The sequence below is a fragment of the Hydrogenophaga sp. genome (assembly GCF_026125785.1).
Lineage (GTDB): Bacteria > Pseudomonadota > Gammaproteobacteria > Burkholderiales > Burkholderiaceae_C > Hydrogenophaga.
Genome location: NZ_JAHCKL010000019.1, coordinates 1 through 22,184, shown reverse-complemented (window position 1 = coordinate 22,184; position 22,184 = coordinate 1). Strand labels below are relative to the sequence as shown.

19 protein-coding genes are annotated in these 22,184 nt (G+C 59.5%); 4 read left to right on the top strand and 15 right to left on the bottom strand.

What is annotated here, in order from left to right; translation table 11 throughout:
- Positions 1-9: 9 nt before the first annotated feature.
- The 3 genes from KIT53_RS15645 to KIT53_RS15635 are packed head-to-tail and all read left to right on the top strand — an operon-like array spanning position 10 to position 1,243.
- Positions 10-315, top strand: coding sequence for a DUF6127 family protein (locus KIT53_RS15645; RefSeq protein ID WP_070527361.1), 306 nt, complete (start codon positions 10-12; stop codon positions 313-315).
- Entirely contained in the window at positions 312-788 is a 477-nt protein-coding gene (locus KIT53_RS15640) for a hypothetical protein (protein ID WP_297754321.1), read from the top strand. The genes KIT53_RS15645 and KIT53_RS15640 overlap by 4 nt, the downstream gene beginning before the upstream one ends.
- Positions 785-1,243, top strand: a complete 459-nt coding sequence (locus KIT53_RS15635; protein ID WP_297754318.1) for a lysozyme — start codon at positions 785-787, stop codon at positions 1,241-1,243. The genes KIT53_RS15640 and KIT53_RS15635 overlap by 4 nt, the downstream gene beginning before the upstream one ends.
- On the opposite strand, the gene KIT53_RS15630 is transcribed toward KIT53_RS15635, so the two are convergent.
- The 14 genes from KIT53_RS15630 to KIT53_RS15565 all read right to left on the bottom strand — a co-directional run bounded on the left by KIT53_RS15630 (position 1,244) and on the right by KIT53_RS15565 (position 20,811).
- Positions 1,244-2,548 carry a hypothetical protein gene (locus KIT53_RS15630; protein ID WP_297754316.1) on the bottom strand — a complete coding sequence of 435 codons (1,305 nt, stop codon included), beginning with the start codon at positions 2,546-2,548 and terminating at the stop codon, positions 1,244-1,246.
- The gene (locus KIT53_RS15625; RefSeq protein WP_297754313.1) at positions 2,545-5,322 is read right to left on the bottom strand and encodes an SNF2-related protein; all 2,778 of its coding nucleotides are present in this window, start codon (positions 5,320-5,322) and stop codon (positions 2,545-2,547) included. The genes KIT53_RS15630 and KIT53_RS15625 overlap by 4 nt, the downstream gene beginning before the upstream one ends.
- 9 nt (positions 5,323-5,331) lie before the next feature.
- Positions 5,332-5,844, bottom strand: a complete 513-nt coding sequence (locus tag KIT53_RS15620; RefSeq protein ID WP_297754310.1) for a hypothetical protein — start codon at positions 5,842-5,844, stop codon at positions 5,332-5,334.
- Entirely contained in the window at positions 5,844-9,053 is a 3,210-nt protein-coding gene (locus KIT53_RS15615) for a DUF1156 domain-containing protein (RefSeq protein WP_297754308.1), read from the bottom strand. Before KIT53_RS15615 ends, KIT53_RS15620 begins: the two co-directional genes overlap by 1 nt.
- Positions 9,054-9,063: 10 nt before the next feature.
- A complete protein-coding gene (locus KIT53_RS15610) occupies positions 9,064-10,857 on the bottom strand; it encodes an ATP-binding protein (RefSeq protein ID WP_297754305.1) in 1,794 nt (597 codons plus the stop codon).
- A gap of 7 nt (positions 10,858-10,864) precedes the next feature.
- Positions 10,865-11,941 carry an SIR2 family protein gene (locus tag KIT53_RS15605; RefSeq protein ID WP_297754302.1) on the bottom strand — a complete coding sequence of 359 codons (1,077 nt, stop codon included), beginning with the start codon at positions 11,939-11,941 and terminating at the stop codon, positions 10,865-10,867.
- 6 nt (positions 11,942-11,947) lie between these two features.
- Positions 11,948-12,967 (bottom strand): hypothetical protein, encoded by a 1,020-nt coding sequence (locus KIT53_RS15600; protein ID WP_297754299.1) that lies wholly within the window; start codon positions 12,965-12,967, stop codon positions 11,948-11,950.
- On the bottom strand, positions 12,967-15,711 hold the full coding sequence (locus KIT53_RS15595; protein ID WP_297754296.1) for a DUF499 domain-containing protein: 2,745 nt from the start codon (positions 15,709-15,711) through the stop codon (positions 12,967-12,969). The genes KIT53_RS15600 and KIT53_RS15595 overlap by 1 nt, the downstream gene beginning before the upstream one ends.
- Positions 15,711-15,959, bottom strand: coding sequence for a helix-turn-helix domain-containing protein (locus KIT53_RS15590; RefSeq protein ID WP_297754293.1), 249 nt, complete (start codon positions 15,957-15,959; stop codon positions 15,711-15,713). Before KIT53_RS15590 ends, KIT53_RS15595 begins: the two co-directional genes overlap by 1 nt.
- A gap of 358 nt (positions 15,960-16,317) precedes the next feature.
- Positions 16,318-17,196 (bottom strand): plasmid partitioning protein RepB C-terminal domain-containing protein, encoded by an 879-nt coding sequence (locus KIT53_RS15585; protein WP_297754291.1) that lies wholly within the window; start codon positions 17,194-17,196, stop codon positions 16,318-16,320.
- Complete coding sequence (locus KIT53_RS15580) at positions 17,193-18,104, bottom strand: ParB/RepB/Spo0J family partition protein (RefSeq protein ID WP_297754288.1); 912 nt, start codon at positions 18,102-18,104, stop codon at positions 17,193-17,195. The genes KIT53_RS15585 and KIT53_RS15580 overlap by 4 nt, the downstream gene beginning before the upstream one ends.
- The gene (locus KIT53_RS15575; RefSeq protein WP_297754473.1) at positions 18,101-19,666 is read right to left on the bottom strand and encodes a recombinase family protein; all 1,566 of its coding nucleotides are present in this window, start codon (positions 19,664-19,666) and stop codon (positions 18,101-18,103) included. The genes KIT53_RS15580 and KIT53_RS15575 overlap by 4 nt, the downstream gene beginning before the upstream one ends.
- 148 nt (positions 19,667-19,814) lie before the next feature.
- Complete coding sequence (locus KIT53_RS15570; RefSeq protein WP_263125863.1) at positions 19,815-20,282, bottom strand: hypothetical protein; 468 nt, start codon at positions 20,280-20,282, stop codon at positions 19,815-19,817.
- Positions 20,283-20,442: 160 nt separating this feature from the next.
- Positions 20,443-20,811 (bottom strand): lecithin retinol acyltransferase family protein, encoded by a 369-nt coding sequence (locus tag KIT53_RS15565; RefSeq protein WP_263125862.1) that lies wholly within the window; start codon positions 20,809-20,811, stop codon positions 20,443-20,445.
- Between KIT53_RS15565 and KIT53_RS15560 the strand changes: the two genes are divergently transcribed.
- The gene (locus tag KIT53_RS15560) at positions 20,794-21,318 is read left to right on the top strand and encodes a hypothetical protein (protein ID WP_263125861.1); all 525 of its coding nucleotides are present in this window, start codon (positions 20,794-20,796) and stop codon (positions 21,316-21,318) included. The two genes, KIT53_RS15565 and KIT53_RS15560, sit on opposite strands and share 18 nt — an antisense overlap.
- 269 nt (positions 21,319-21,587) lie before the next feature.
- Here KIT53_RS15560 and KIT53_RS15555 read toward each other — a convergent pair.
- A partial coding sequence (locus KIT53_RS15555) for an ImmA/IrrE family metallo-endopeptidase (protein ID WP_297754281.1) occupies positions 21,588-22,184 on the bottom strand: 597 nt, incomplete at its 5' end.

The window sequence follows — 22,184 nt, the reverse complement described above, 5'->3', positions numbered from 1 at the left end:
AGAACGCCAATGACCGAACCCGAACAACAACAGCCTGCGCACGTAGAGAACATGCTGCTCCTGCGCCGCGAGGACTTCGACGAACTACTGGCTCACGCCGCTGAACGCGGTGCCGAGCGTGTGCTCGCCCATCTCGGGCTGGAAAACGGCCACGCCGCCCGTGACATCCGCGAACTGCGCGACCTGCTGGAAGCCTGGCGTGACGCCCGGCGCACCGCGTGGCAGACCACCGTCAAGGTCATCACCACCGGCATCCTGGCCGCGCTGCTGGTCGGTGCCGCCATCAAGCTAAAACTGATGGGAGGCCCGCAATGATCGAGACACTACTTGGCGGCCTCCTTGGCGGGGCCTTCCGTCTTGCCCCTGAAGTCCTCAAGTGGCTCGACCGCAAGGGTGAGCGCGGCCACGAACTGGCGATGCAGGACAAGGCGCTGGAATTCGAGAAGATTCGCGGCGCACAGCGGATGTCGGAAATCGGCGCTGGTGCCGACGCCGCGTGGAATGTCGGGGCCATCGAAACACTGCGCGAAGCCGTTCGCTCTCAGGGCGAGAAGACCGGCGTGCGCTGGGCCGATGCACTGAGTTCCAGCGTCCGCCCGGTCATCACCTACTGGTTCATGGCGCTGTACTGTGCGACCAAGACGGCAACAGTCGCAGCCGCCGTGACGGGTGGCGCTGGCTGGGGCGTTGCCATCCTGTATGCCTGGACGGAGGCAGACCAAGCCCTATGGGCCGGGGTGCTGAACTTCTGGTTCCTCGGGCGCGTGTTCGACCGGGTGCGACCGTGATCGAGGTGCCAAGAACGGCCATCGAACTGGCCAAGCGCTTCGAAGGTTTCGAGCGCAAGGTCAAGCGTGGTGTCGAGATCACCGCCGTCCCCTACATCTGCCCCGCAGGCTTCTGGACGATTGGCTACGGGCACCTCTGTGATCCAATGCACCTGCCGATCACCGAGGCCGAAGCCGAGGTCTATCTGGCGCGCGACCTGCAATCAGCGCTCGCCGCCACGCTGCGCTACTGCCCGGTGCTGGCCACAGAGCCCGAGAGAAGGCTCGCGGCCATCGTGGATTTCACGTTCAACCTTGGCGCAGGGCGATTGCAGACATCGACGCTGCGACGGCGCGTCAACCAGCGGGAGTGGGCTGCCGCCGCGACGGAGCTTCGGCGCTGGGTCTATGGCGGCGGGAAAGTGCTGCCGGGACTGGTTGCCCGTCGCCACGCTGAATTGGCTCTCTTGATGTAATTATCCGAGGTGCCGATTGAACACTTGGTACTCGGTCAAATCTGCTGCTGGGTTTATCTCCAGCGCGCGAGCACGAAGCTCCCTGTGGTCTGTGTAGGCTCCGCGTCGCTCCCACGTCTGACCGTTTTGTTCGATGCCGCGAATCAGCTCAATGCAGTCGTCCAGATCAAATTTCGGAAGCAAAGGCCGGATTGCCTCATTGAAGCGCCTGTCCGCGCCGTCGTAGCTGGAGCTTGCTACATAGTACGCGCTTGCAAGACGCACTACCGTTTTCTCCCATTCCAGAGAATCCGATATTTCCCGCAAAGCATTCCAGGTTTCGCGCCCGATCTCCGGATACGTATCCCCAACAATCCACGCACGCAGGCGTTCGGCATGCTCCGGCAAGGACGCTGCTGTGAAGCACGCCAAACATCGGGATGACACGTCATTGTCGACGACATGCTGAATCGCGGTTTTAGCGTGATCTGCCAACAGCCCGTAGATCGGGGCCGAACGCGATAGAAAGTGGATCAGGCAAACAAGCGCCGTGCCGCCAGTCGCTATCGTGCTGAAGTAATCCTTGTCGGCTTCGATCTGCGCTCGAAACTGGCCGGGGTTGCGACTATAGAGCAGAGTCAGCGCGCTGTAGTTGATGGCGCGGTTTTTCTCGCATTTTTCGTCCGTCAGCCGGAATGCGAATTTCCAGAGGGCTTTGAATACGGCCTTTTCGACCTCCGGATTGAAGCGCGAGAAATACTTGCTCTCCAGGTACGCCTTCAGCTTCTTGTCATCGATCAGGATGCCAGATGCCTGTTCAAGGTCCTCGACCAGATCACCCACAATCTGCTTCGACAGAATCGGAGCCTTCGTGAGCAGACCGTCAAGTGCGTTGCGAATCAGGGCGCGGGCTGTGTCCCGGTTTGGGCGATGCAACTGAAAATTCGCGTTGACCACCGGGTGCGCTGCAAGATGGCGCTGCCGTTGAAGATGGAGCAGATTTTCACGTTCAGCAATGTCCAGTAGCTGAGTCTGCTCGGCCACCGATTCCACCAGCTTCGTTTCCCACACGGGCGACCGCTCGTTATCCTGCTGCATCTGTCCAATCTCGGCCAGAATGCCCTTAGCCTTGGCATCCCCGTAGAGATCAACCAAATGCTGGAGCTTGAACAACAGGTCGCAGACCACGACCGACCAGAGCATCACGACCGCTGACCGATGGTTGCCTGCCGAATAGCAGCTCAACACCTCGGAAAAATATTCCTTGCTGCGCGCGTCGAAAATCTGCGTCGCGCGCTGCTCGATGGAGTATTCGTCCAACATCATGCCCCCTGATTCATGATTTCAACGTATCCAATCAGTTCCGCCGAATAGCTGCCGTCTCCATTCGCTGCGCCCTTGTGTTTCAGTTCCCGCTGCAGAGTCGGTTCAACCACATGCGCGAATAGTTCCTGCCGTTGCTCTGGCGCAAACCTCGGAGACGTTACTGGTGCCTGCAGGTATTGCTCAGCCTGCCTCTCGACCGCCGGAACCCGTGTGCCATCCTGCTTGACGGCAATGGGTTGAACGACGACGCGGCGTTCACCGTTGCCTGCGGACGCCTCAACCATCCAGAGAGAAAGTAGAACCGGCGCGTCTACGTCCCCTGAAACCGCAATGCCAACATCCTCGGGCGGAACACTGCGCCAGCGTCCAAGCTCTTCCTGTATCAGCGGATGATCCAGACCCATCAATTCCACGCTATCGCTGCTCGTGGCTGTATCGCGGCTCAAGGTAAATCGTGCCCGACGTGCGCCATCAATAGTCACGAGGTCGTAGGTCTCGTCGTCGATCTTGACCAAGCGCTGCTGACGATCCACCACCGCTGCCGAGAGGAAACGCACCAGTCGATCCAGACTGGAGGACACGTCGGAGAACGGCTTGTAGTCATCAAGACTGAAGCCTTCGAGGTCTTGGAATAGATCAAACACCACCTGCCGCGCTTCGCGTGAATTCGAGAGCGCAGCCTCCAACTCCACCTGTGTGCGTTTCAGCTCAGGGTCGGACAACGCCTCCTGGTACAAGCGGTCGTAATTGAGGCGCTCGGATAGCTGGCCAAGAATCTGTGCGCGCAGGTCTTCGGCCACGTTGCCTTGGTCATCGACCTTGCCGACCGTCTTGGCAATTTCCGTCAGCTTCTCGTCGAGCATCAGGAAAATTCGCCCTTCGATGGTGTCGGACAGGACGAGGTTGTAGACCTGTGCCGTGTGGTTCTGTCCATAACGGTGGATGCGCCCGATGCGTTGTTCCACATCCATCGGATTCCACGGCAAATCGAAATTGAACAGGATGCGCGCGAACTGTAGGTTCAAGCCTTCGCGGCCAGCCGCTGTACACACCAGAACACGCGGTCCGTCTTTCAGGCGGAATTTCCGCTCTGCCGCCAGCTTGGCACCGTGGTCACCGCCGCGCAGCACCACCACACCCTGGCCGGGATAGGCCTGCTCAATCTCTCGGGCAATCAGATCAACCGTGCCGAGGTAGGTGGCAAAGATAACGATCTTCTCGCTTGCATTCTGCCGCCACAAATAGCCCAGACCATCGAGCAGCTTCTGTGCCTTGGTTTCCCGCTGCTGCGGGAAGACCTTGAGCAGATCGCCGATGCGCAGGCGCTCCTCGGGCAGGTGGAGTTCCACGACTGCCGACGCCGCTTCCTCGGCGTGCGTTGCGGAATATTCGCTGCCGTAAGGGTCGGAGGCCATTTCCAGCGCCTCCTCGTCCAGCTTTTTGACCAAGCGGTACTTGAGGTCAGCCAGCACACGATCTACCTCGCTGCGCCCGATGCTGTCCTGCGGCAGTCCGAATTCTTCGTGAATCAGTGCCCGCGCTTCGTCAGTCAGCCGCTCACGGCCTTCAATATCAAGCTCCTTGTCGCGCAGCAGCGCCTCGTGCAGTGTCAGCATCAGCAGGCGGCGTTTCATGGTTCGCCGCACGGCAGCGAAGCTCGATGCCGCAATCTTCTGGAAGATCGCCATCAAGAAGCCGAGGGCTCGCCCCTGGCCGCCCTGGCGACGTGCCAGATCGAAGCCATCCTCCAGATACTCGCGCAGCTTCTCGTAGAACAGCCGCTCGTCCTGATTCATCAGGAAAGACTCGGTATGTACCCAGCGCCGCGCAAACAGCGGCGAACCATCGGGCTGGCAGGCATCGGCCTTGGTGCGGCGGAACATCACCGTATTGAGACGGTGGCGGTTCTCCAGCATCTCTTCGGGGCTGCCAAACAGCGTGGGGTTCAGGAGCTGCGCCAGCATCCAGAATTGGAAGTGATTGCCCTGGTGCGGCGTAGCCGACAGCAGCATCAGGTCACGCGAATGATCTTTCAACGCCTCGGCCAGCTTGTAATTCTCCGTCTTCCGCACCTTGCCGCCGGTGCGGTAGGCCGTCAGATGGTGTGCTTCGTCGAACACCACCAGATCCCAACGCGGCGCGTCCAGCAGGCGCTTGATACGCGCCGGGCGTTTGAGCGTGTCGATACTCGCGATCAGCCGGTCGTGCTTGGCGAAAGCATTGGTCTTGCGGTCGGTGATATCGCCCTCGGAGCCGAACACCTCGAAGTCGAGGTTGAACACTTCGTTCAGCTCGCGGTGCCAGTTGTTCACCAGCCCGGCGGGCACCACCATCAGCGCGCGGTTCAGCTCGCCCCGGCTGGCCAGCTCTCGCAAAATCAGCGCGGTTTCGATGGTCTTGCCCAAGCCCACCTCGTCGGCAATCAGATAGCGCCGGGGAGATGCAGTGGCAATACGGTGCGTCAGCACCACTTGATGTGGCAGCAGGTCGATCTTGGCCGAGGTCAGCGCCGACGCGCTTTCCATGACGGGCAGCGCGTGGGCCTCGTAGGACAGCCACGCTTTGCGCGCCCGCTCTGCGCCACCATCGACGGCACGCAGGATGCGCTCGGTGCGCGAGAGCTGACGGCGCACCGCACCCACCGGCACACGGCGCTCGCCCACGCCGAAGAAGGCGCGCAAATAGCCATCACGCGCCGGGTCAAGAACGACACCTTGGCCGAATTCGTGGTGGGTGATCCGTTCGCCGGGTTGAAACTGAGCCTCTGCTTCCACGCGCCGACCTCAGGTAATTCGCAAGTGGAAGAGGCCCGCCGCTTTCGCGCCCTCGCGCAGCAGAATCTCCTGCGGGTACTCGTTGGCCTCGCCCCAAAGCAGGCGGCCAAAATCGAGCTGACTGCCCCGGTGTGGCGCTTCACACAACCACGAAACCGCATCGGTGGACGTCTGCACCTTGAGACGGCTATTGCCCTGTGGCAACCAGAAAATCAGCGCGGCTTCGCCCGCGTAGGCATCCTGAAACGAAAGGATGGCGCGCTTGATCGTGTCGGATAGCCATATTTCGCCCTGATCGGGAGCCAGCAGATCAAGACTGCCTTCAAGACCGGCCACCACCAGCGTCTGGTTGTCGTTGCTGGGGAGGTCATCCGGCCATCCACTTCCATTCGGGGCGGCGGCCTGCAAGAACTGCCGCAGACTCCACACCTCTCCCGCTGCGCACACCGTGTTGCGTGCTTCCTCATCCCACAGCCAGCTGGTGCCGCGCCGTTGCCACACCGTATCGAGCACCTGCCTCATTACGCATACTCCCCATCGTCATCGAACAGCGAAGCCTGCAGAGGCTTGGGTGCTTGGCTGGCTTGCCAGGTGGTGAAGATCGACACCGCGCGTGAGGCTGCGTTGCGGGTGGTTTGATCCGGGCCGTTCTTCTGCAGCCATTCCAGCAGCGGCTTGAGCGCCACGTGCGGCTTGAAGTTATCGTTCTTCAGCGTGTCCGAGGCATTGATGCCGCTGCCATCGACACATGCGCCGATCAGCACCAGGGCCTGATCGAGGTCGGAAGTAAGCTTGCGCTTGTGTTTGCCCGACCAATCGCGGGCGAAATCGAGCGGATTGGTGCGTGTGACAACTTTCTTCACCTCGCGGCACCACCCGCGTTGCTCAAAGTCATCTGGTGTGGTGATGGTGCCGCGCAGGAATTTCTGTAATTGGTCGCGCTTCATTTCTGTCGCGGTCCCGAAGGTGCGCAGAAATTGCCGCGTCATCGGCTCGGCATTCACCGGCGGCGGCTCCTTGCCCTTGTCGGCGTCTTCGTCGATGAGCTGGTTGATACCGACCAGTGCATCCTTGACCGAAATCGTGCGCCCTTCGTCGACATAGACCTTGCCGTAGTGGCGAGAGAAATATTCCAGCGCCTTGCCGCGCCGGATCACCTGAATGTCTGCGGCGGGCAGGCCCTCCTTGGCGTGGTTTTCTAGCATGGCCTGCAACTGACGCACATCGGCCATCACCTCGCGACGCATGCGGCCCCAGCTCACCGGCTTGGGTTCTTCGGTGCGCTTGCGGCAGACGTGGATGATGTCGTATTCGATGGTCTTGGAGCCGAACTCGCCTTCACCCTTGGTCTCGTCGGAGCGTATTGGGTACGTCGCTTCGAGGTAGTACCCGGCATCAAACAAGGACTCCAGCACCGCCACCCACGGTTCATCTTCGCTGTGGTGGAAGGTGAAGGCCAAGATGCCACTGGGCTTCAAAAGGCGATGCGCCTCGCGCCAGCACTGGGTGAGCAGGCGTTGGTAGAAACCATCCGGATCTTCCGGCTCACGAGCGCGATTGGCCACTGCCTCCAGCGATTTGGGCGTGTACTCCGCATTGAAAATTTCTGGGTACTTGCCTTTGAGCGCCAAGCGCAGCCAGACGTAGAAAAAGTCGGCCAGCTCCGAGTAGTGCAGCAGGCCACCGAACGGAGGATCGGTGATGACCAGATCGAGGCTACCGCTTTCTAGCTGCGCCAGATCGGTGGACGATCCCTGATACGTAGTTGCGCCTAGCAAGGAATCGCCGGGGTAAACCTTTTCGCTTTTACCTGACACCTCACCAGCGATGCTCGGTGCGTGCCGATTTAGGTACTCCGCACTCACTGCCTCCCACGGAGTTTTCGCCCATTCCCCACCTTTGAATAGAACTTCATAGGTGGACGACCACGGGCCATAGCCCATTGGCGGGAACACACCTACTTCAACCACATTGTTCTTAGGATGAAAGTTGCTGTTCGACATGGCTGGAGCCAGTTTGTCGAGCTTCATGTGCCAGAAAGCGAGCGAGTTTTGATTGCGCAAGAAATTCTGGAAAGCGCCTAGCACATACTCGCGCACCTTCCAGTCGTAGTTGCCGACTTCAACAATGGCCTTGAGCAGTTGTGTGTGCACCAGCAACTGGCGCGGGTTGAACATCGTCCACCAGTGGGTGAAGCCGTGGTTCGGGACGCCACCTTGCAGATGGTGGGTCATGAAACCGTAGGGAAGTTCAGAGCGCGGCCAGTAGTCCTTGAGGTCGTCATCTTTGCGCGCTTCCCATTCAGCGAACGCGGTGTCGTATTGCTGAGCGTGCGCAGTGCCGTATGCAGCGAAGAAGCGGCCACTGTAGGGTTTACCTGCCGCATAGCGCTTGGGTGCGTAGCCCTGCACCGCATAGGCGGCCATCGGCCCCGTCTTGCCTGTCGCCTTGATGGTCGTCAGCACATCCTGCACCGTGCCGCAGGCAGCGCAGGCGTAGTGCGATTTCTTTGGCACCGTGCCGTTTTCCGGTGCGAAGGTGATCTTCGTTTCCGGGCACGTCACTTCCTCCGGCAGCGTGCCACGCACCTCCAGCAGCCGAATCTTGGATGCGCGCTCACTGTCCCACCTGGTGGTCGCGGCCACATCGTCCTGCGCCGAGCCGCCGTAAGGCTGACTATTCGCATCCTGCTTTGGCGAACCGGCCAACCATTGCGGATGCACGAGCAAGCTCAATTCGACCTTCTTGTTCTTGCCCTTCCCGAGGTTGACCATCGCCGTATGACCGCAATGTGGGCAGATCACGCCCTTCCGGCGGTCGAGCACGGAAAACGGATGTTCGGACGGTGCCACATACAGTGGCGCATCCGGGGCCATGCGTGCCGCGTCTTCCTCAACGTGGAATTCGCCGCTGCACTTGCTGCACGAATGCTCCCAGTGCTTCACACTGATGGTCTTCACCGCCATCACCGGGCTGCTCATGATCGGCGTGCGATGGCCGCAGCCCGTCACCTGACAAGGGCCGTGCTTGGCCCAGAAGGTGTAGATGGCCTCCGGGCCTTCGTAGCGGTAGTCCTTGCGCTCGTCGCGCGGGATGGTCAGCGGGTCGAAGTCGGCGGGCATCACCTTTTTGGTCGATAGGTGCGTCCACGTTCCCTTTTCGCCGTTCGGGCCGTCGCAGTAGTAGTACGGCATGATCTGCGGCTTGACCTCGGCCTCGATGTCGGCGAGCAGCTTTTTCACTTGTTCCAGATCGACGTTGGCCAGCTCTTGCTTGACCACGAACCACGCGACCGGGTTCAGATCGTTGCCGACCATCTGCATGCCGAGACGCGAGCCTTCCACCAGCGTGGTGCCGCCGCCCATGAAGATGTCGGCCACCTTCAGGTGCTTGAACGCGCCTTTCTTCTGGTGGTTGGCGTAGTAGTTGTCCCACACCAGCTTGGCCGCGTGCGACTTGTCTTCCGGAGCCTTGGTGGCCGCCGCGATCAACATCGAACGGAACACACTGGAACGTCGCCGCGCCCACCACTTCGACATCTGGTAAATCGGCTTGCCCGCATTACCTTCAATGATGGCCACCTGATTGACAGGCAGGATCGGGAAATCGACCTCCAAGCAAGTCTTGGGACGGTTCGGATCGTTGAAGTCGACGGTTTCAAGCGCAACCGTCTTGCCCGCGCCAACGGCCTTGGCGACTTCCTGAGCGAGTAGTTCTTTTTTGGTGGCCATTCAAGCGTCCTTAATCTTCTTGTGCGCGGGATTGCCTGCGCATGTTTTCTACAGCAGCAACCAAATCGACATCTGCCTTGGGCGCAGCCCAGCGGGTCCAGAAGGGGATCGTTGCACTGCGCGGTTCGTGTTTGGGCTTCGACATCTTGATGCGGGTCGGCAGCAGGGTGGCATCACCGACCACCACAGCCTCGCCTACGTCCAGCGTCGGCAGCACCTCCATCAGCCCCTCCAGGCTTTCTGGCAAGAGCTGCTTGACCACCGCCTGGTCGGTTTTGTTGGCCAGGCGCAGGCTGATGATGTTGCTGCACTGGCTGAGAATGGTCGTGCTGACATCCGAGGGGCGTTGACTAACCACCATCAGTCCAACACCGTATTTGCGGCCCTCTTTGGCAATGCGCTCGTAGTTTTCTAGGGCGCGCTTTTCCAGTGGCCCGGTGGAGGCAGCACTGCTTGGTAAATACAGGTGAGCCTCATCGCAGACGATGACAATCGGGTGGCGCGCATCACCGTCTTCGCCCGGGCTGCTCCAGAACTGGATCTGGTAGATCAGACGCCCGACCAAGCCCACCACCACCGGTAGGATGTCCGAGGGTACCTCGGAGAAATCGATGATCTTGATGCCGGGATTGACGCCATCGCTGACGCTGCCCGTGCCGAGCAGTTTTTTTGCGAGTTCGTGCAGCGCCTCGTAAGTCTCGTACTCCTCCGGCGCTTGGTACATGAACGCATAGCGGCGGTCGTTCATCTTGGTTTTCAAGCGAATTAAGAAGCGCGAGAGCTTGCCGTTCAATGGGCCTTTTTCGGTTTTGGGCTGGCCCTTCTTTGCACCGCTGACGTATTCCTCGCCCGTGGGAATGACCTCGTCGTTTTTTCGGTCGAGGGATTCCACCAAGTCATTCAACTTGTAGGGAACCGGTGTGTCGACCGTGAACCCTTCCAGCAGCTCTGGCTTGCCAAGCGCATTGATGGCAGCACGTTTCATTTCAACGACCGAATCCATCAGGGCAAGTGCCTGATTGGGTGCATTGTCCCCCGAACGATCCACAAAAACTGATTGCATCTCGTCATAGGTCAGCAGCCAGAATGGCAGGAAGATCGCGCCGTCTTTCTTGGTCTTAATGTCGCCAATGCCTGCGATGCGGTAATGCGACGCGAATTTCATGCTCGAATACTCGCCATGTAAATCGAGTACGACGATATTCGCGTGAGGTAGTTGTGCGGACTGCTCAAGGATGGAGGCGACGGTGAAAGATTTTCCCGAACCAGTGCTACCCAGCAGCGCAGAGTGGCGCTGAAAGAGCTTGTCGCCATCGATGTAGGCGCTGGCCTTGCCGTCCAGGGTGTAGGTGCCGACCTTGAGCGGGGCTGCTGCGTCAGCCTTCGAGGACGCGCTCAAGATGCCCATGAAGTCTTCGAGAGATTTTTCTTCAATGGGGAACACCGACCGGTTGATTTCCGGCAAGAGGAAAACAGCTCGTGTGAAGGTGTCCTTACGTTGCCCGTCTCGAGCGCGATAGGTGCCGACCAAGCTGATCGACACGCCGTTTTCCTCTTGGGGCACACCAACCAAATCCGCTGGCGGATCAGCTTCGGGCAGCGTCGGTAGTTCCACCGGGTGCCGCCAAACCCGTTCGATGATGCCAATCAGCCATTCATCCCCCATCGACTGGATGGCAACCAATCGACCGACGCGCGCTTTTTGCAGGCGCTGACCGTCCGTTACCCGCACGGTGATCCGCGAGGTTTCAACACTGCGGACTTCGCCCAATGACTGCTCGTCGGTGAAATTGAAAATGCTCATCCTCGCCTCACTCCACAAATTTTTTCAAAAAGTCATCAAGCTGCCAGAGCGGCTCTGGTGACCGCAGTGCCTTCCCGTTCCAGCGACAAACCGCCCCGTCACCGTCTTTGAACACGGCAATCACGTGAGGGTGTTCGCCAAGCAGTTGTTCAATGTTTAGGGTGGGATCACGCGTGACAATGATTGCGGGCATGCCTGCGGCCAGTCGACGCTTGATGACGCCTTGCAAATGGTCGTCATTGAAGCCAAATCCGATACACAAAAGAGCCTGAGCATTGGCGAGTACCGCATTCATCTCGGTACGCATTGCATCGAACAGCGTGTTGACTAATGCATCCTGATACTTTGACGGGCCGGGTACGACAATGGCTCGCTCTGCGATGGAAACATCATTCAGAACTTCCAATGGCCCCTCGTCCGTTGTCAGCCAACTGATCGAGCCATGAGGCTTATACAGCCGAACGGTTTTACAGATGCGGTGATCGATCTGCTGTTGGCGTTTGTCGGCCACCAAAACACGGCTGTATTGCGTCTGAAAAAGTGGTCGGGGGCGTGGCTTACGCCGACGGAGCCCTGTGAATCCAGTGTCCAGAGGAATTTCCGCGAGATCGCAAAACAATTCCACCAACGTATCGTAGTTGGTCGTAATGACGTGGATGCTTTCCGCATTTTGCGGTGAGCCATTGAACAAACGGTTCAGGAGACGTGACGGCGCATGACCGCCTGCCACCTTTTCATCAAGAATCTTTGCCTCTGCTGCAATGGCTCTATCAAGAATCAACTTCGCGGTTTCTCCGCGTAGGGCTGACACGATCTCTCCCCATTCCGCCATGCCAAGCGGAATGCCATTCAGGCCAGTCTCCAGATTTTCCTTAATCGCTTCGACTGATTGCGCCCAGGTATTCCTTGCCTCATCGGTGGACAGCACATCGCGGACAGCGGTTGCCAAGTGCTCCGCCAAGGCCCCCATGCCGGGAAGGCCATAGCCGCAGGAAAAGCCAGACCCGATTAGCAGCACCGGGGTTTTGCGAAAAACCCCCTGGATGTCTGCGAAAAAATCGTCTGGCAATTCGGCGGCTGTCATATCTACCTACTTCGATAGTTCAACGAAGGGCGACAGCACCTCCAGCAGCGAGAGGCCGCCATGCGTCAGCGTCGGGTAACCGCCTTGGCTGCGCCACTTTCGTCGGCCCAGCGCCAACAGGTGAGCGCCGTGCGGGCTGTCGATTTGCAACGCGACCGGAGGAACAAAGGGGCCTGCGTCACCATTACCCGATTTGCTGCGTCCACTGGAAAACGTCTGCTTGAGATGGGCGGCGACCTCACCATCGGCATCGGGGAAGTAACCCGTGGCGGCGTAGCCGTGATCCGAGGTAATGACCAAGCGCCGTCCAGTGGCGAGGCGCTCAACAAAGGCCCAGAAATCGTCGCTGGACAGTTGCTGCGCGGCATCTTTGGTCAGCAGCTCCAGACCTTGGCCTGCGCCGTAGTCGTGCAGCTTGGCGTCTGGCCAGTGATGCCAGAACACCCAGTTCTTCGCGCCCGAGGCACTGCCCACCAAGCCTTCGCAGTCCTTCCACGGCAGATCGATGGTTTCGGTCTGCGCCGGTTGCAGCTTGTGAGCCAAACCGCCACCGTTGGCCTGCAACTGGCTTCGACTGGACAAGCCAATTGCACGGGCAAATTCGTTGGTTTCGCCGGGCAATTCGGAGGCGGTGGCTGTGACGCCCTGCAGGGTGAAGCCGCGTTCTTTTGCGCCCTGCAGCAACCAAGGCAGTTCTCGCAGGCTCAAGGCATCCAGAACCAGCACGGCGCGGGCAGCACCGTTGCCATAACTCGGCTCGGCCCACCAACGCGCAAGGCGGTCGGAGGTGCGTTCCACGCCGCTGGTCTCGGGTTGTCCGAAGCATCGCCACAGATCCCAACCACTGGACGCAAGGAACAGATCGAGCTCGCCGATCTCGCGGTCGCGCTTGATGACCTCGCCCGGGGCATTGCCCTCTGCCAATGGTCGTGAGGCGATGTCGAGCGTGCGTTCGATGATGAAGCGCCACGCGTCCGCAGCGGAGCCTTGAGTCAGGCGCTGCAATATTCCTGCATCGAGCGCCATCAGTTGTCCTCCTTCTCAAGACTCAGCTCGAAAGTCATGCCGTCGGGCAGTTTCTTGAGCAGTTCCCTGAGCTGCGCGCCGGTGGCGGCAGACACCTTGATCGAGACTTCTGCCACGGGCGTGGCCGGGCCAATGCCCCAGCCTTCGAGCTTGCCGATCAGGTTGAGCGGCGAGGTTGGCGGGTTAGAGAGCGGGATGCGCGGTTTGGTGGTGCTTGTGCCGCCACCAAAAATGTCGCCTCCGTTCGGCGATGTACCAGTACCGGGAGTGTTGTCGCCACCGGCAGGTGGGGCGGGTGGCGTAGTCGTGCCTCCGCCGCCAAAGATATCACCGCCGTTTCCACCAGCAGGCGGCTGCGGCGCGGGCGGCGTAGTGCCACCAGTGGCAGGCACCGCCGAGGGCTCCATCAGGAATACCTCATCCAGCTGACGCCCCGTGTAGGAGAGCTTGGGCCGCAAGCGCCGCCACGCGGTGTCCTCGTCTTCGCCCGCGTGGGTTTGCAGATGCTCCAGATTGCGCAGGTTGATGGCGATCTTGCCGCGTGCGCACAGACGAAGGATGCGCTCCTTCATTGCGGTTTCACCCAGCCAAGGGATGCAGTCCTGACCCGCCGGGCGTGGCTCCTGCAATTCGCGCAGCAGCTTGCCAAGGGACGCGTTCTCCGAGGCCGCTTCGAGCACGAGGTCTTCGAAGTCTTCTGGCACAAAGAGATCGTTGGCCAGCGTTTCCTCGATGCCCTCGGGGATTTGCGCACCTTGCTTTTTCAGGTGCTCGACACTGAACAGGGATTGCTGCGGGTTCTGGTGATCGTAGCGGTGCAGGACGGCGAAACGGTCAAAGCGTTTCTTCAGGTTGTCACGCAGTGTGCCTTCGAATTCTTTGTGCAGCTTTTTGTATTCCGGATTCTGGCCGCTCCATTCCTGCGCCTTCATTTCGGCACGTGCGAGGATGAGCAAGTCTCGATCCAAGAATGCATTGGTGGAACCCGATCTGGGCAGCAGGAAGCGAATGGTGTTGCGGCGCTTTTGCAGGTGATCCTTGAGCCAACGCCCCAGCGTTTGGTCGACTTTCTCCGGCTCTTCCGGCAGCACCAGGACGGGCAAACGGTCGTCCCAGCGCTCGGGCTGCTCGGCTTCGTCGAGCGATGTCCATGGGTCCGTCTGCCAAGATTTCGGCAGCGCAATCACGCGGAAGGTTTTGGCGACCTCGTCGCTGCCACCGATGACGTAGCGAACCTGCTTGGCCAGCTGCGCCTGATCGGAGCCATCTGTAAACAACTTGTCGTTACGAGCGCAAGCCATCAATTTGGCACGTGGGTTTTCTTCCTCACGGAAGACCAGACGCGGGCCATCCTGATGGATGTTGAAACTGTTCTCGACAATCGTCGCCAGCTCGACCTGGAAGGCATTACTGTCCACTGGCTTGCTGCGGGTGATGTCCACCTGCAGCGTGGCCGGATCGGCTCCAGCGAGGTTACCAACAGCAATCGACCGCAGCCACAGTGCGCCCACGATCTCTTGCAGGTGTGGCGCAAGGTTGGCGTGGTCGTACACCGCCTCGGTAACCGAGATGATGTTGTGCTGTGCCTTTTCGCGCAGGGTGCGATGGTGCTCGTTGGACACCGAATCCAACAGCGCGCCAATGCCCGAGGTATCGTCATCCAGCCGGAAGTCGGCGGCGGTGAGCACGGGAACGGCTTCGCCCCGGCTCTTGTAAAGATTGGCCAGGATGCGAATCATGTCGCGCGTTTCCTGCGCGTCAGTGGCGATCAGCACCTGCTCCTCAAGCAGACGCAGCAGGTGCGGTGCATAAGGCCAAGACTCGGTGAACTCGCGGCGTTTGCGATCCTGTTCGGAGGGTGGCACATCAAGCAGGCGGAAGCATTCCGAGACGTGCTGGGCGACCAGTGATTCAATGGTGCCGTCGGCAATCTGCAGGCGGTTGTCGAACAGGCGGTGCAACAACATCCGCCGACGATCCTGCTGGATACGCTCGGCGTTGCCACCCGCCTTGAAGTCGATGGCCACCGGATTGACGCGGTGAACCTGCTGGTAGGCATCGCTGCCACCATTGCGCACGGAGATCACGAGCACCAACAGATCAGGCCGCTCCTTGGCAATCTCCGAAAGGATCTGGATAAAGTTGAACGCCCAGTTCTTCCACGGGTACTGCTTGGTATTGGTCAGGCCGTCGTACCAGGTCTGGAATTCATCCAGTAGCAGCATCGTCGGCGTGTGCTCCAGCAGCTCAATGATGAGCTTGTCGGAGGGGATATCGGTCTTGGCCGACCCCATACCTTCCCACTTGCCTTTGATGAACTCGCCACGAGGATGGCGCTCGAACAGCAAGTCCCACAGGAATTTGTAGCGCTGACGGTGCAAGCTCTCGCCAATGACCAACATTCCATCGCGCAAGGCGATCTTGCCGATGTTGGCGTCACCCAGCGTAGTGGCCCAAGAACTCAGCCATGCACCGGTCGATGTGGCATCGCTGACGGCATGGTAGAGCGCGGCCATCAAGTGCGACTTACCCAAGCCGCGCTCACCGATCACTACTACCGGACGCCCCTGATTGGGGCCAACGGCCTCGATGCCCTTCAGCAGATCATGCGTGGGGTAGGTAATCTCCAAGAACTGCCGGGCCGCGATCTGGGTCGCGCCGGTGTTGGAGTCGTTGGAGAGCTCAATGGCCGTCCCTTTGAGGCGCTTGCCCCGAAATTCATCCCGTAGAGTCAGTCCAAGCATTACTTACGCTCCCCATCGCTCGTTTGGCCATCGGCTGTGTCATCCCCGTCACGACCGGGGGCAAGCCCTTCCATCGACTGCTGCTTGATCCAGCGGTCGATATCTGCGCGCAAGAACCGCCACGTCCCGCCAACCTTGAAGGCAGGGATCTTCTTGGCTGCAGCCAGCCTATAGACCGTTCGCTTGCCAGCCTTCAGATAGGCGGCAACCTCGTCCAGAGTCAGGATCTCATCTTCAGCGTTTGCCATTGCTTCGCCTTTGCCGCCATTGACCATATATTGCCAAGAGTTGCCAATTCTCCCATAGGTGGGCTCTCTAGGCCAGAGGAAGAAAATGATTCTGTACTATCGTGTTGCGGCAGGGGAACGAGCCAGAAATCAGGCAGGGAGCCGCTGTTCGCCCACTCGCACGCCCCTCTACGAATGGGCAGGCCAGCGGCAAGCCTGTCGGCCATCGCTCCTGATTGCAGACGAGACGGGACGTCCGCCTCAGCAACGATGGCCCTGATACATCCAGATTGTTAAAGAACAGCGTATCGCCCACGCGGGCAGCACTACGACCTTCCGGTAGGAAGGATTTCGCTCACGACTTCTGAGTACGCGCCACTTACTTGTCCAGCGCCACCAAGCGGACGATGCTGTCGAACTCGTTCAGCACGTCGGGATGATTCTTTGTCAGGTGCCGCAAGATGGCTTCGTTGGCCATCAGCTTGGCGAGATAGCCCTTGGCCAGCACCAGATTGAGAATGTCTTGGCCATAGGTCTGTTCGGCCAGCTTGAACTGTTCTTGAAGATTGCCCATTTCCCGTTCCATCTTGGCCATCTGATCGGCACTGACGCCGGTCATTTTCTTGGGCTTGGTTTCGCCGACGAGCAGATTGCTGGGTGTGGCGGCCACCAAGGCCTGCGCGTAGGCCACCGTGATGTTGTTGGCGCTGACCATCAGTTCGACGCACTCGACCTGCCGGGTTGGCTTGAGCTTGCGCAGCACCGCGCCAAGGTTGGCCGAGAAGGTTTGGTCGCGCAGCAACTCGGCAGCCTCCGGGCAGATACCGTCGAGCAGGTTCAGTTTTTTGATGATGTGGCTGATGTCCACGTCCAATGCTTTCGCGAGCTTTTCCGGGGTGACGCCGCGTTCGACGGCGCGGCGGATCATCAGGTGCTCCTGAATGCTGGAGAGACGATTGACCCGGTTGTTGTAGGTGTAGCTCTCGTCATCGGTGGCCACGAGGCACGGCGCATTGTCGAAGCCCAACTGCTTCAGCGCCACCAGCCGTGTGTGTCCGTCGAGCAAGATGTACTGGCCCTCGCGGGAGGGTTTTCCAACCGACAGGGGTTCGATCAGCCCGATAGCTTCGATGGACGCGAGGATCTGCTTGAATTTTCGGGAGGCAAACAAGCCCTCGGGGGTCTTGCGCGATGGCAGGATGGCTGAAAGTTCAAGAAATAGTGGCTCCGGCACGAAGCCCAGTGGAGGTCTGCTCATGTGCCACACCCCCGCGCCCAGACCCGATCTGCCAGATACTGCGGCAACGAATCCATTCCCTCGGCGCGCAGCAGGTTGGTGAAATTCTCGTCCGCCAGCAACTGACGCAGCGCGCCGACGATGAACAGCAGGTTGCGCTGCGCGGTTTCTGCCTTCCTGACCAGCTGTTTCTGGCGCTCGACTTCACGTTGGTAGTTGCGCACGAGACTCGACGTGGTCACATCCGCATTGGGTTTGCGGGATGACATCTTGCCGCCGACGGCCCGACCTTGCGTGCGGCGACGCTCAATCACCCGACGTGCCTGGATCAGTTGGCTGCCACGCAACTTGCCGGATTCATAGGCTTCCTGCAGGGCGGCTTGGATTGCCTTGTCATCCGTGCCCGCGCCAGCAATGGTGATCGCCGCGTTGAGCGGGATGCGCCCGCTGCCGACGGCCATCAGCAGGCGCTCTTCGCCGTTCTTGAGCAGGTACAAGATGCCCTGGACATACTCCGGGCTCAGGCCCGTTTTCTGGGCGATGTCCTTCTTGTCGTAGCCCTGATCCCGCAGTTGTTCGATGCCGATCAGCAGCTCCAACGGGCTGAATTTTCGCCGTGCGATGTTCTCCGTCAGGCTCATGATGAAAGCCGATTCGTCATCGACGTTCATCACCATCGCGGGGATTTCCTGGTGGCCGAGCGTCTTGAAGGCCTTGAAACGCCCCTCGCCGCAGATGAGCAGGTAGTGCTCGCCATCATTCCCCGGGCGTGGCGTCACGATGATGGGCTTCTTCAGGCCGATGCTCTGGATGTTGCCGACGATCTGTTCGAACACGCGACTGTTGCGTTCGCGGGGGTTGAGAACCTCGATCTGGCTCAGCGGGATCATCCGCAATTCTGAGTGGCGATGCTCTTTGTCTTGGTTCATGCGGCCCTCCGTATGCGGATGCGCCGGGCCATGCCGTACAGGTAGTCCAGGCTGTCGAAGCGGTAACACTCGAACTCGATGCCGTTGTGATCGGCCAGATGGATGCGGGGCTGACCGAAGTCGAGTCGCGGCAACAGGTAGTAATCCAGCGCCGCCTGATTGGTTTCATCGAGCCGCACGGCCACCGTGATGTCGGGCGCGAGGCTGGTGTCGAAGCGCACCTTCCAGCGCCGCCGCCCGTTGTCGAGTAACTGGCAACGGGCCAGCACCAGCGAGACGGTGAACTCGTGGTTGACGGTGAGGAGATCGGTGGCCGAATCACGTTCGACCATGCCACCGACCTCGGCGATCATCCGTTCGGTCTGGCTGACGATCTCTGGATGCAGTCTGCGCAGAAACTGATTCACCTCCAGATACTGGTAGTCGCGATCCGGAGTGAAGCCCACCGCCTGGTAGGCGCGAACCAAACTGCCGAATCGATGTGCATAGGCCGCCGCAGATGGCATGCCATCTGCCTCATCGATGATCAGGCCGGAGAGGTACCCGTGGCGCTGGTACAGATTGCGCAGCTTCTCGATCAACTCCTCGTCGCTGTAGCGATGTGCCCTTGCGCGCAAGATGCCCTGCGCCGTGTAGAAGAGCTCCGGCGGCACGATGCCCTCGAATGCACCTTCCTTCTTGATCCACATGTCGGGGCTGTTAACCACCCGGTGCTTCTTGAGCTTGAAAGATCGACGGTTGTAGATGTTGTTACCGATGTATTTCTCGTTGGACAGCACCTCGCGGACGGTTGCGCGTGTCCAGTCACGCCCAAGGTCGGTACGTGTCCCTTGTGCGTTCAGCCGTTCGGCGACGTCCAGCTCCGTCAGGTTGTCGGTGACAAACCAGCGGTAGATCTGGTTGACCACGGCAACCTCATCATCCGGCCCCGGCTGAAGAATGACGCGGTCGGTTTGCAGGCTCTTGTGCTCGCCGCGAGCCAATTCACCTTTGAGCGTGCCGGACTGATCGATCAGCACGCGTCGCAGCCCATAGCCAGCCGGGCCACCCTGTCGGAAACCCAACTCAATCAGGCGGCACTGCCCGGCGAATACCTTGGCCGACAACTCGCGGCTGTACTCGCCAGCCATCGCGCGCTTGACGCCCTTGACGATGGTCGACACAGGCGAGCCGTCGTTTTCGAACTGCTCTGCGCAGTACGCGACCTGGATTCCGGCGCGGCGGCAAATGTATTCGTAATAGGCACTCTCATCGGCATCCTGAAACCGGCCCCAGCGGCTGACGTCATAGACCAGAATGATCTGGAAATCCGCGATGCCTGCCTCGACGTCCTTGATCAGCTGCTGCAGCGCCCGGCGCCCATCGATGCGCAAGCCGCTCTTGCCCTCGTCGGCATAGGTGCGAACGATCTCGATGTTGCGCCGGGCAGCGTATTCGCGGATCTTGTCGGCTTGGTTTTCCGTCGAATACTGCTGGTGCTCGGTCGACATCCGCACGTACTCGGCGGCCCGAAATGTCGGTGGCTGATCCGCCCCCGGAATGGAGAACTCTTCTGCCTGCATAGACCCGATCACTTTATGTTGTGTGAACTTGCTCTCGGGCCTGCCTTTCACCTCATTGGCATACACGTGGCCTGCAATGCGCGGCCGGAATGCACATGGTTGAAATTGTTGCCATCCAGGATGATCGAGAGCCCATTTGGGCTTGAAGTTAAGGCCGGACTCCCTGGTTGTCGATCAAGTCATCTCTTGACGCATCCATCTTGCATTCACAGGTTTCGTACAGCAGCGTGATTTCAACCACCCAAGAACCCGGCGTTCCCTTCGGAAAATCTGGCCGTCTTGTGATCCGGTAGATGCCGGAAGGCAGGGCTGACACGTCCATCTTTACAGGATCGATGACTCGCTGCTGATGAGCCGTATCCGGTTGCGATCCTTGATCGCCGTCGGCCTGTTGTGCGTCTCGGTGATTGCGCCAATAGTCATGATTGCGCTGTGACCACGCGCGCTGGGCCGCCTGCTGATTGATGCGGTAGTCAGGATCGGATTGGAGTTTTGCCCGCTGCCATTCGCGCTTGCGAGCACGCTGGCATTCAGGGGCTGAGCAGAAGGCTTGGTCGGGAACCTGTGGGCGGGGTTCGAAGGGGTGGCCGCAGTGCGCGCAGTACTTGGTTGTCATCGGTGGGCTCCATACAAAATTCGTATGGAAACCCTCGAGCAGATTGGATTTCTCTGCTCACCAGCGTGGTTTGCTCAATCTCTGTACAGCCCGCCCGGAAAGGAGCGTGATCAGTGTCAGTAGCTCCTGAACGAAGGACTGCGCAGGTTTGTGGACAAGGTCACGCGAAGCGCAGGAGGGCTGCGATCACGCCCAAGAAAATGACGCCTTCCACCTGAGGGCTCCGGGGTTTTTCGCCCAGCAGCCACGTGGCGTAGGTTTCGCAATTGCGGTCCAGTAGCCGGTAGGGGCCCCGGTGTTGCAGCGATAGGGAGAGCCGTTGCATGATTTGCGCCCGCTGCTCGGGTGCAGCGCGTCGGACTTCCTTGATAGGGCGGCCTTGTGCGAACTCCGTGAAGCTCACAATTTGTTCGCCTTCAGGGGTCAGGTGCGCGACGTTGCCGTCGGGCAGTTGAACGCCCCAGTGTTCCCCCAGGCCAGTCAGCTTGGGGCGAGAAATGATTCGGAAGGGTTGAGTGTTGAAGAACAAGAGAACCTCCTGGTGTTGCTGTCGTCAGTGCCACAGCTGATCGCTGCGTCACCCGACTTCGGCGCTGAGCAGAAATCGGGTGACAACAACGATTACTTGCCTTTTGCCTTGCTGGAACTGGCCTTTTGGGTCAGTGCCGATGCCGCCACGGATTTGACGGATGCAGGTGTGCGTGGGTTGCTCAACAGCTTGGCAGCGGTCGATGCCACGCGGGCGGAGGTGTGTTCGTTCGTCGGTTTCTTGGAGGACATAGGATTTTCCTTATCAGTTCGCGGAAAGAGGGGAGACGGGAGTCAGGTCCTGCTGAGTCCCGTCAGGGATGGATCAGGCAAACAATTGCATCTGACCCGGATGAGATCGCCAGTGCTGGCACACAGCCTCCCGGCGTCCGAACCGGAACCGGGTGTATGCGCGCACAAAGACGCTCTTCCATCGGTGGTAGGCCATGGCCAACTCCTCATGAAAGTTGAGGGGGTTTGGGCTTGCCAGCACACCGCGAACTGGTAAAATCCGCTGTCCGTTCAAGACATGATGTGCATGGGTGGTTTGGTAGCCCCCTATTCACCTCACCAAAGGCTCTGAAGTGTTGGTAGCACTTCGGGGCCTTTTTCTTTGGTGTTGACGACTGGGTACAAACCCAGCTGCCAACACCGTGACTTCTATCAGCACGGCCACTGGCTCGTTCGGGAGTTCGATTCCGTACTGGTGAGTAGATTCTATGATAATCCCGAAAAAGGATCAACGCAAATGGTTGTTTCCCTTTTTGGGATTTTTGTTCATTGACTCAGGATCTGGCTGACCTGCCCCGTCTTACCGATGAGATGCGAAAGCAAGCGGAAGTTCTTCTCTTCATGGCGCAAGCGTCCCGCCACGATGGAGGGATGCACGCTGATCTCATCTGCGAAAGAGATCGCATCCTCAGAGAGTAGTGTTTGACGTACTTTGGCGGTGCGCCAACTCTTTTCAGGGATCAACGCCTCCTGGGCCATAGCATCAGCTTCCGCTTCAACCTCTTGGGGGTTGCTGCGATCCAGGTCGTCGATGAACACGGGAGACTCTGGGGTCAGGTGTTTGGCAACGTGCGCCAACTCATGGAGCAAAGCAAACCAGAAGTTGTCGAAGCGGTCATGTCGCAACGTCAAAGCAACAATTGGTCGATCGTTGTCTAGCATCGCAGCGCCGTCGAGAAAAGTACGTTTGAAGTGCTTTTCGATGACAAGCGTGATGCCGTGACGGGCGAGGTACTCCCGGGCGAGCTTTGGGCCTTCATCAAATGTCGAGAGCTTGGCAAGCTCACGCAGCCAGGTTGGCGTGATGGTTCCGTGCTTGTACTCTTTGGCAATGAATAAAGATCGTGCTTGCCGCAGGACACA

Excerpts from the sequence above, each read along its gene's own strand:
- KIT53_RS15645 (WP_070527361.1), top strand. The coding sequence starts at position 10 with ATGACCGAACCCGAACAACAACAGCCTGCGCACGTAGAGAACATGCTG.
- KIT53_RS15600 (WP_297754299.1), bottom strand. The coding sequence starts at position 12,967 with ATGGCGCTCGATGCAGGAATATTGCAGCGCCTGACTCAAGGCTCCGCT.
- KIT53_RS15585 (WP_297754291.1), bottom strand. The coding sequence starts at position 17,196 with ATGAGCAGACCTCCACTGGGCTTCGTGCCGGAGCCACTATTTCTTGAA.
- KIT53_RS15595 (WP_297754296.1), bottom strand. The coding sequence starts at position 15,711 with ATGCTTGGACTGACTCTACGGGATGAATTTCGGGGCAAGCGCCTCAAA.
- KIT53_RS15570 (WP_263125863.1), bottom strand. The coding sequence starts at position 20,282 with ATGACAACCAAGTACTGCGCGCACTGCGGCCACCCCTTCGAACCCCGC.
- KIT53_RS15610 (WP_297754305.1), bottom strand. The coding sequence starts at position 10,857 with ATGAGCATTTTCAATTTCACCGACGAGCAGTCATTGGGCGAAGTCCGC.
- KIT53_RS15580 (WP_297754288.1), bottom strand. The coding sequence starts at position 18,104 with ATGAACCAAGACAAAGAGCATCGCCACTCAGAATTGCGGATGATCCCG.
- KIT53_RS15640 (WP_297754321.1), top strand. The coding sequence starts at position 312 with ATGATCGAGACACTACTTGGCGGCCTCCTTGGCGGGGCCTTCCGTCTT.
- KIT53_RS15615 (WP_297754308.1), bottom strand. The coding sequence starts at position 9,053 with ATGGCCACCAAAAAAGAACTACTCGCTCAGGAAGTCGCCAAGGCCGTT.
- KIT53_RS15620 (WP_297754310.1), bottom strand. The coding sequence starts at position 5,844 with ATGAGGCAGGTGCTCGATACGGTGTGGCAACGGCGCGGCACCAGCTGG.
- KIT53_RS15605 (WP_297754302.1), bottom strand. The coding sequence starts at position 11,941 with ATGACAGCCGCCGAATTGCCAGACGATTTTTTCGCAGACATCCAGGGG.
- KIT53_RS15575 (WP_297754473.1), bottom strand. The coding sequence starts at position 19,666 with ATGCAGGCAGAAGAGTTCTCCATTCCGGGGGCGGATCAGCCACCGACA.
- KIT53_RS15630 (WP_297754316.1), bottom strand. The coding sequence starts at position 2,548 with ATGATGTTGGACGAATACTCCATCGAGCAGCGCGCGACGCAGATTTTC.
- KIT53_RS15590 (WP_297754293.1), bottom strand. The coding sequence starts at position 15,959 with ATGGCAAACGCTGAAGATGAGATCCTGACTCTGGACGAGGTTGCCGCC.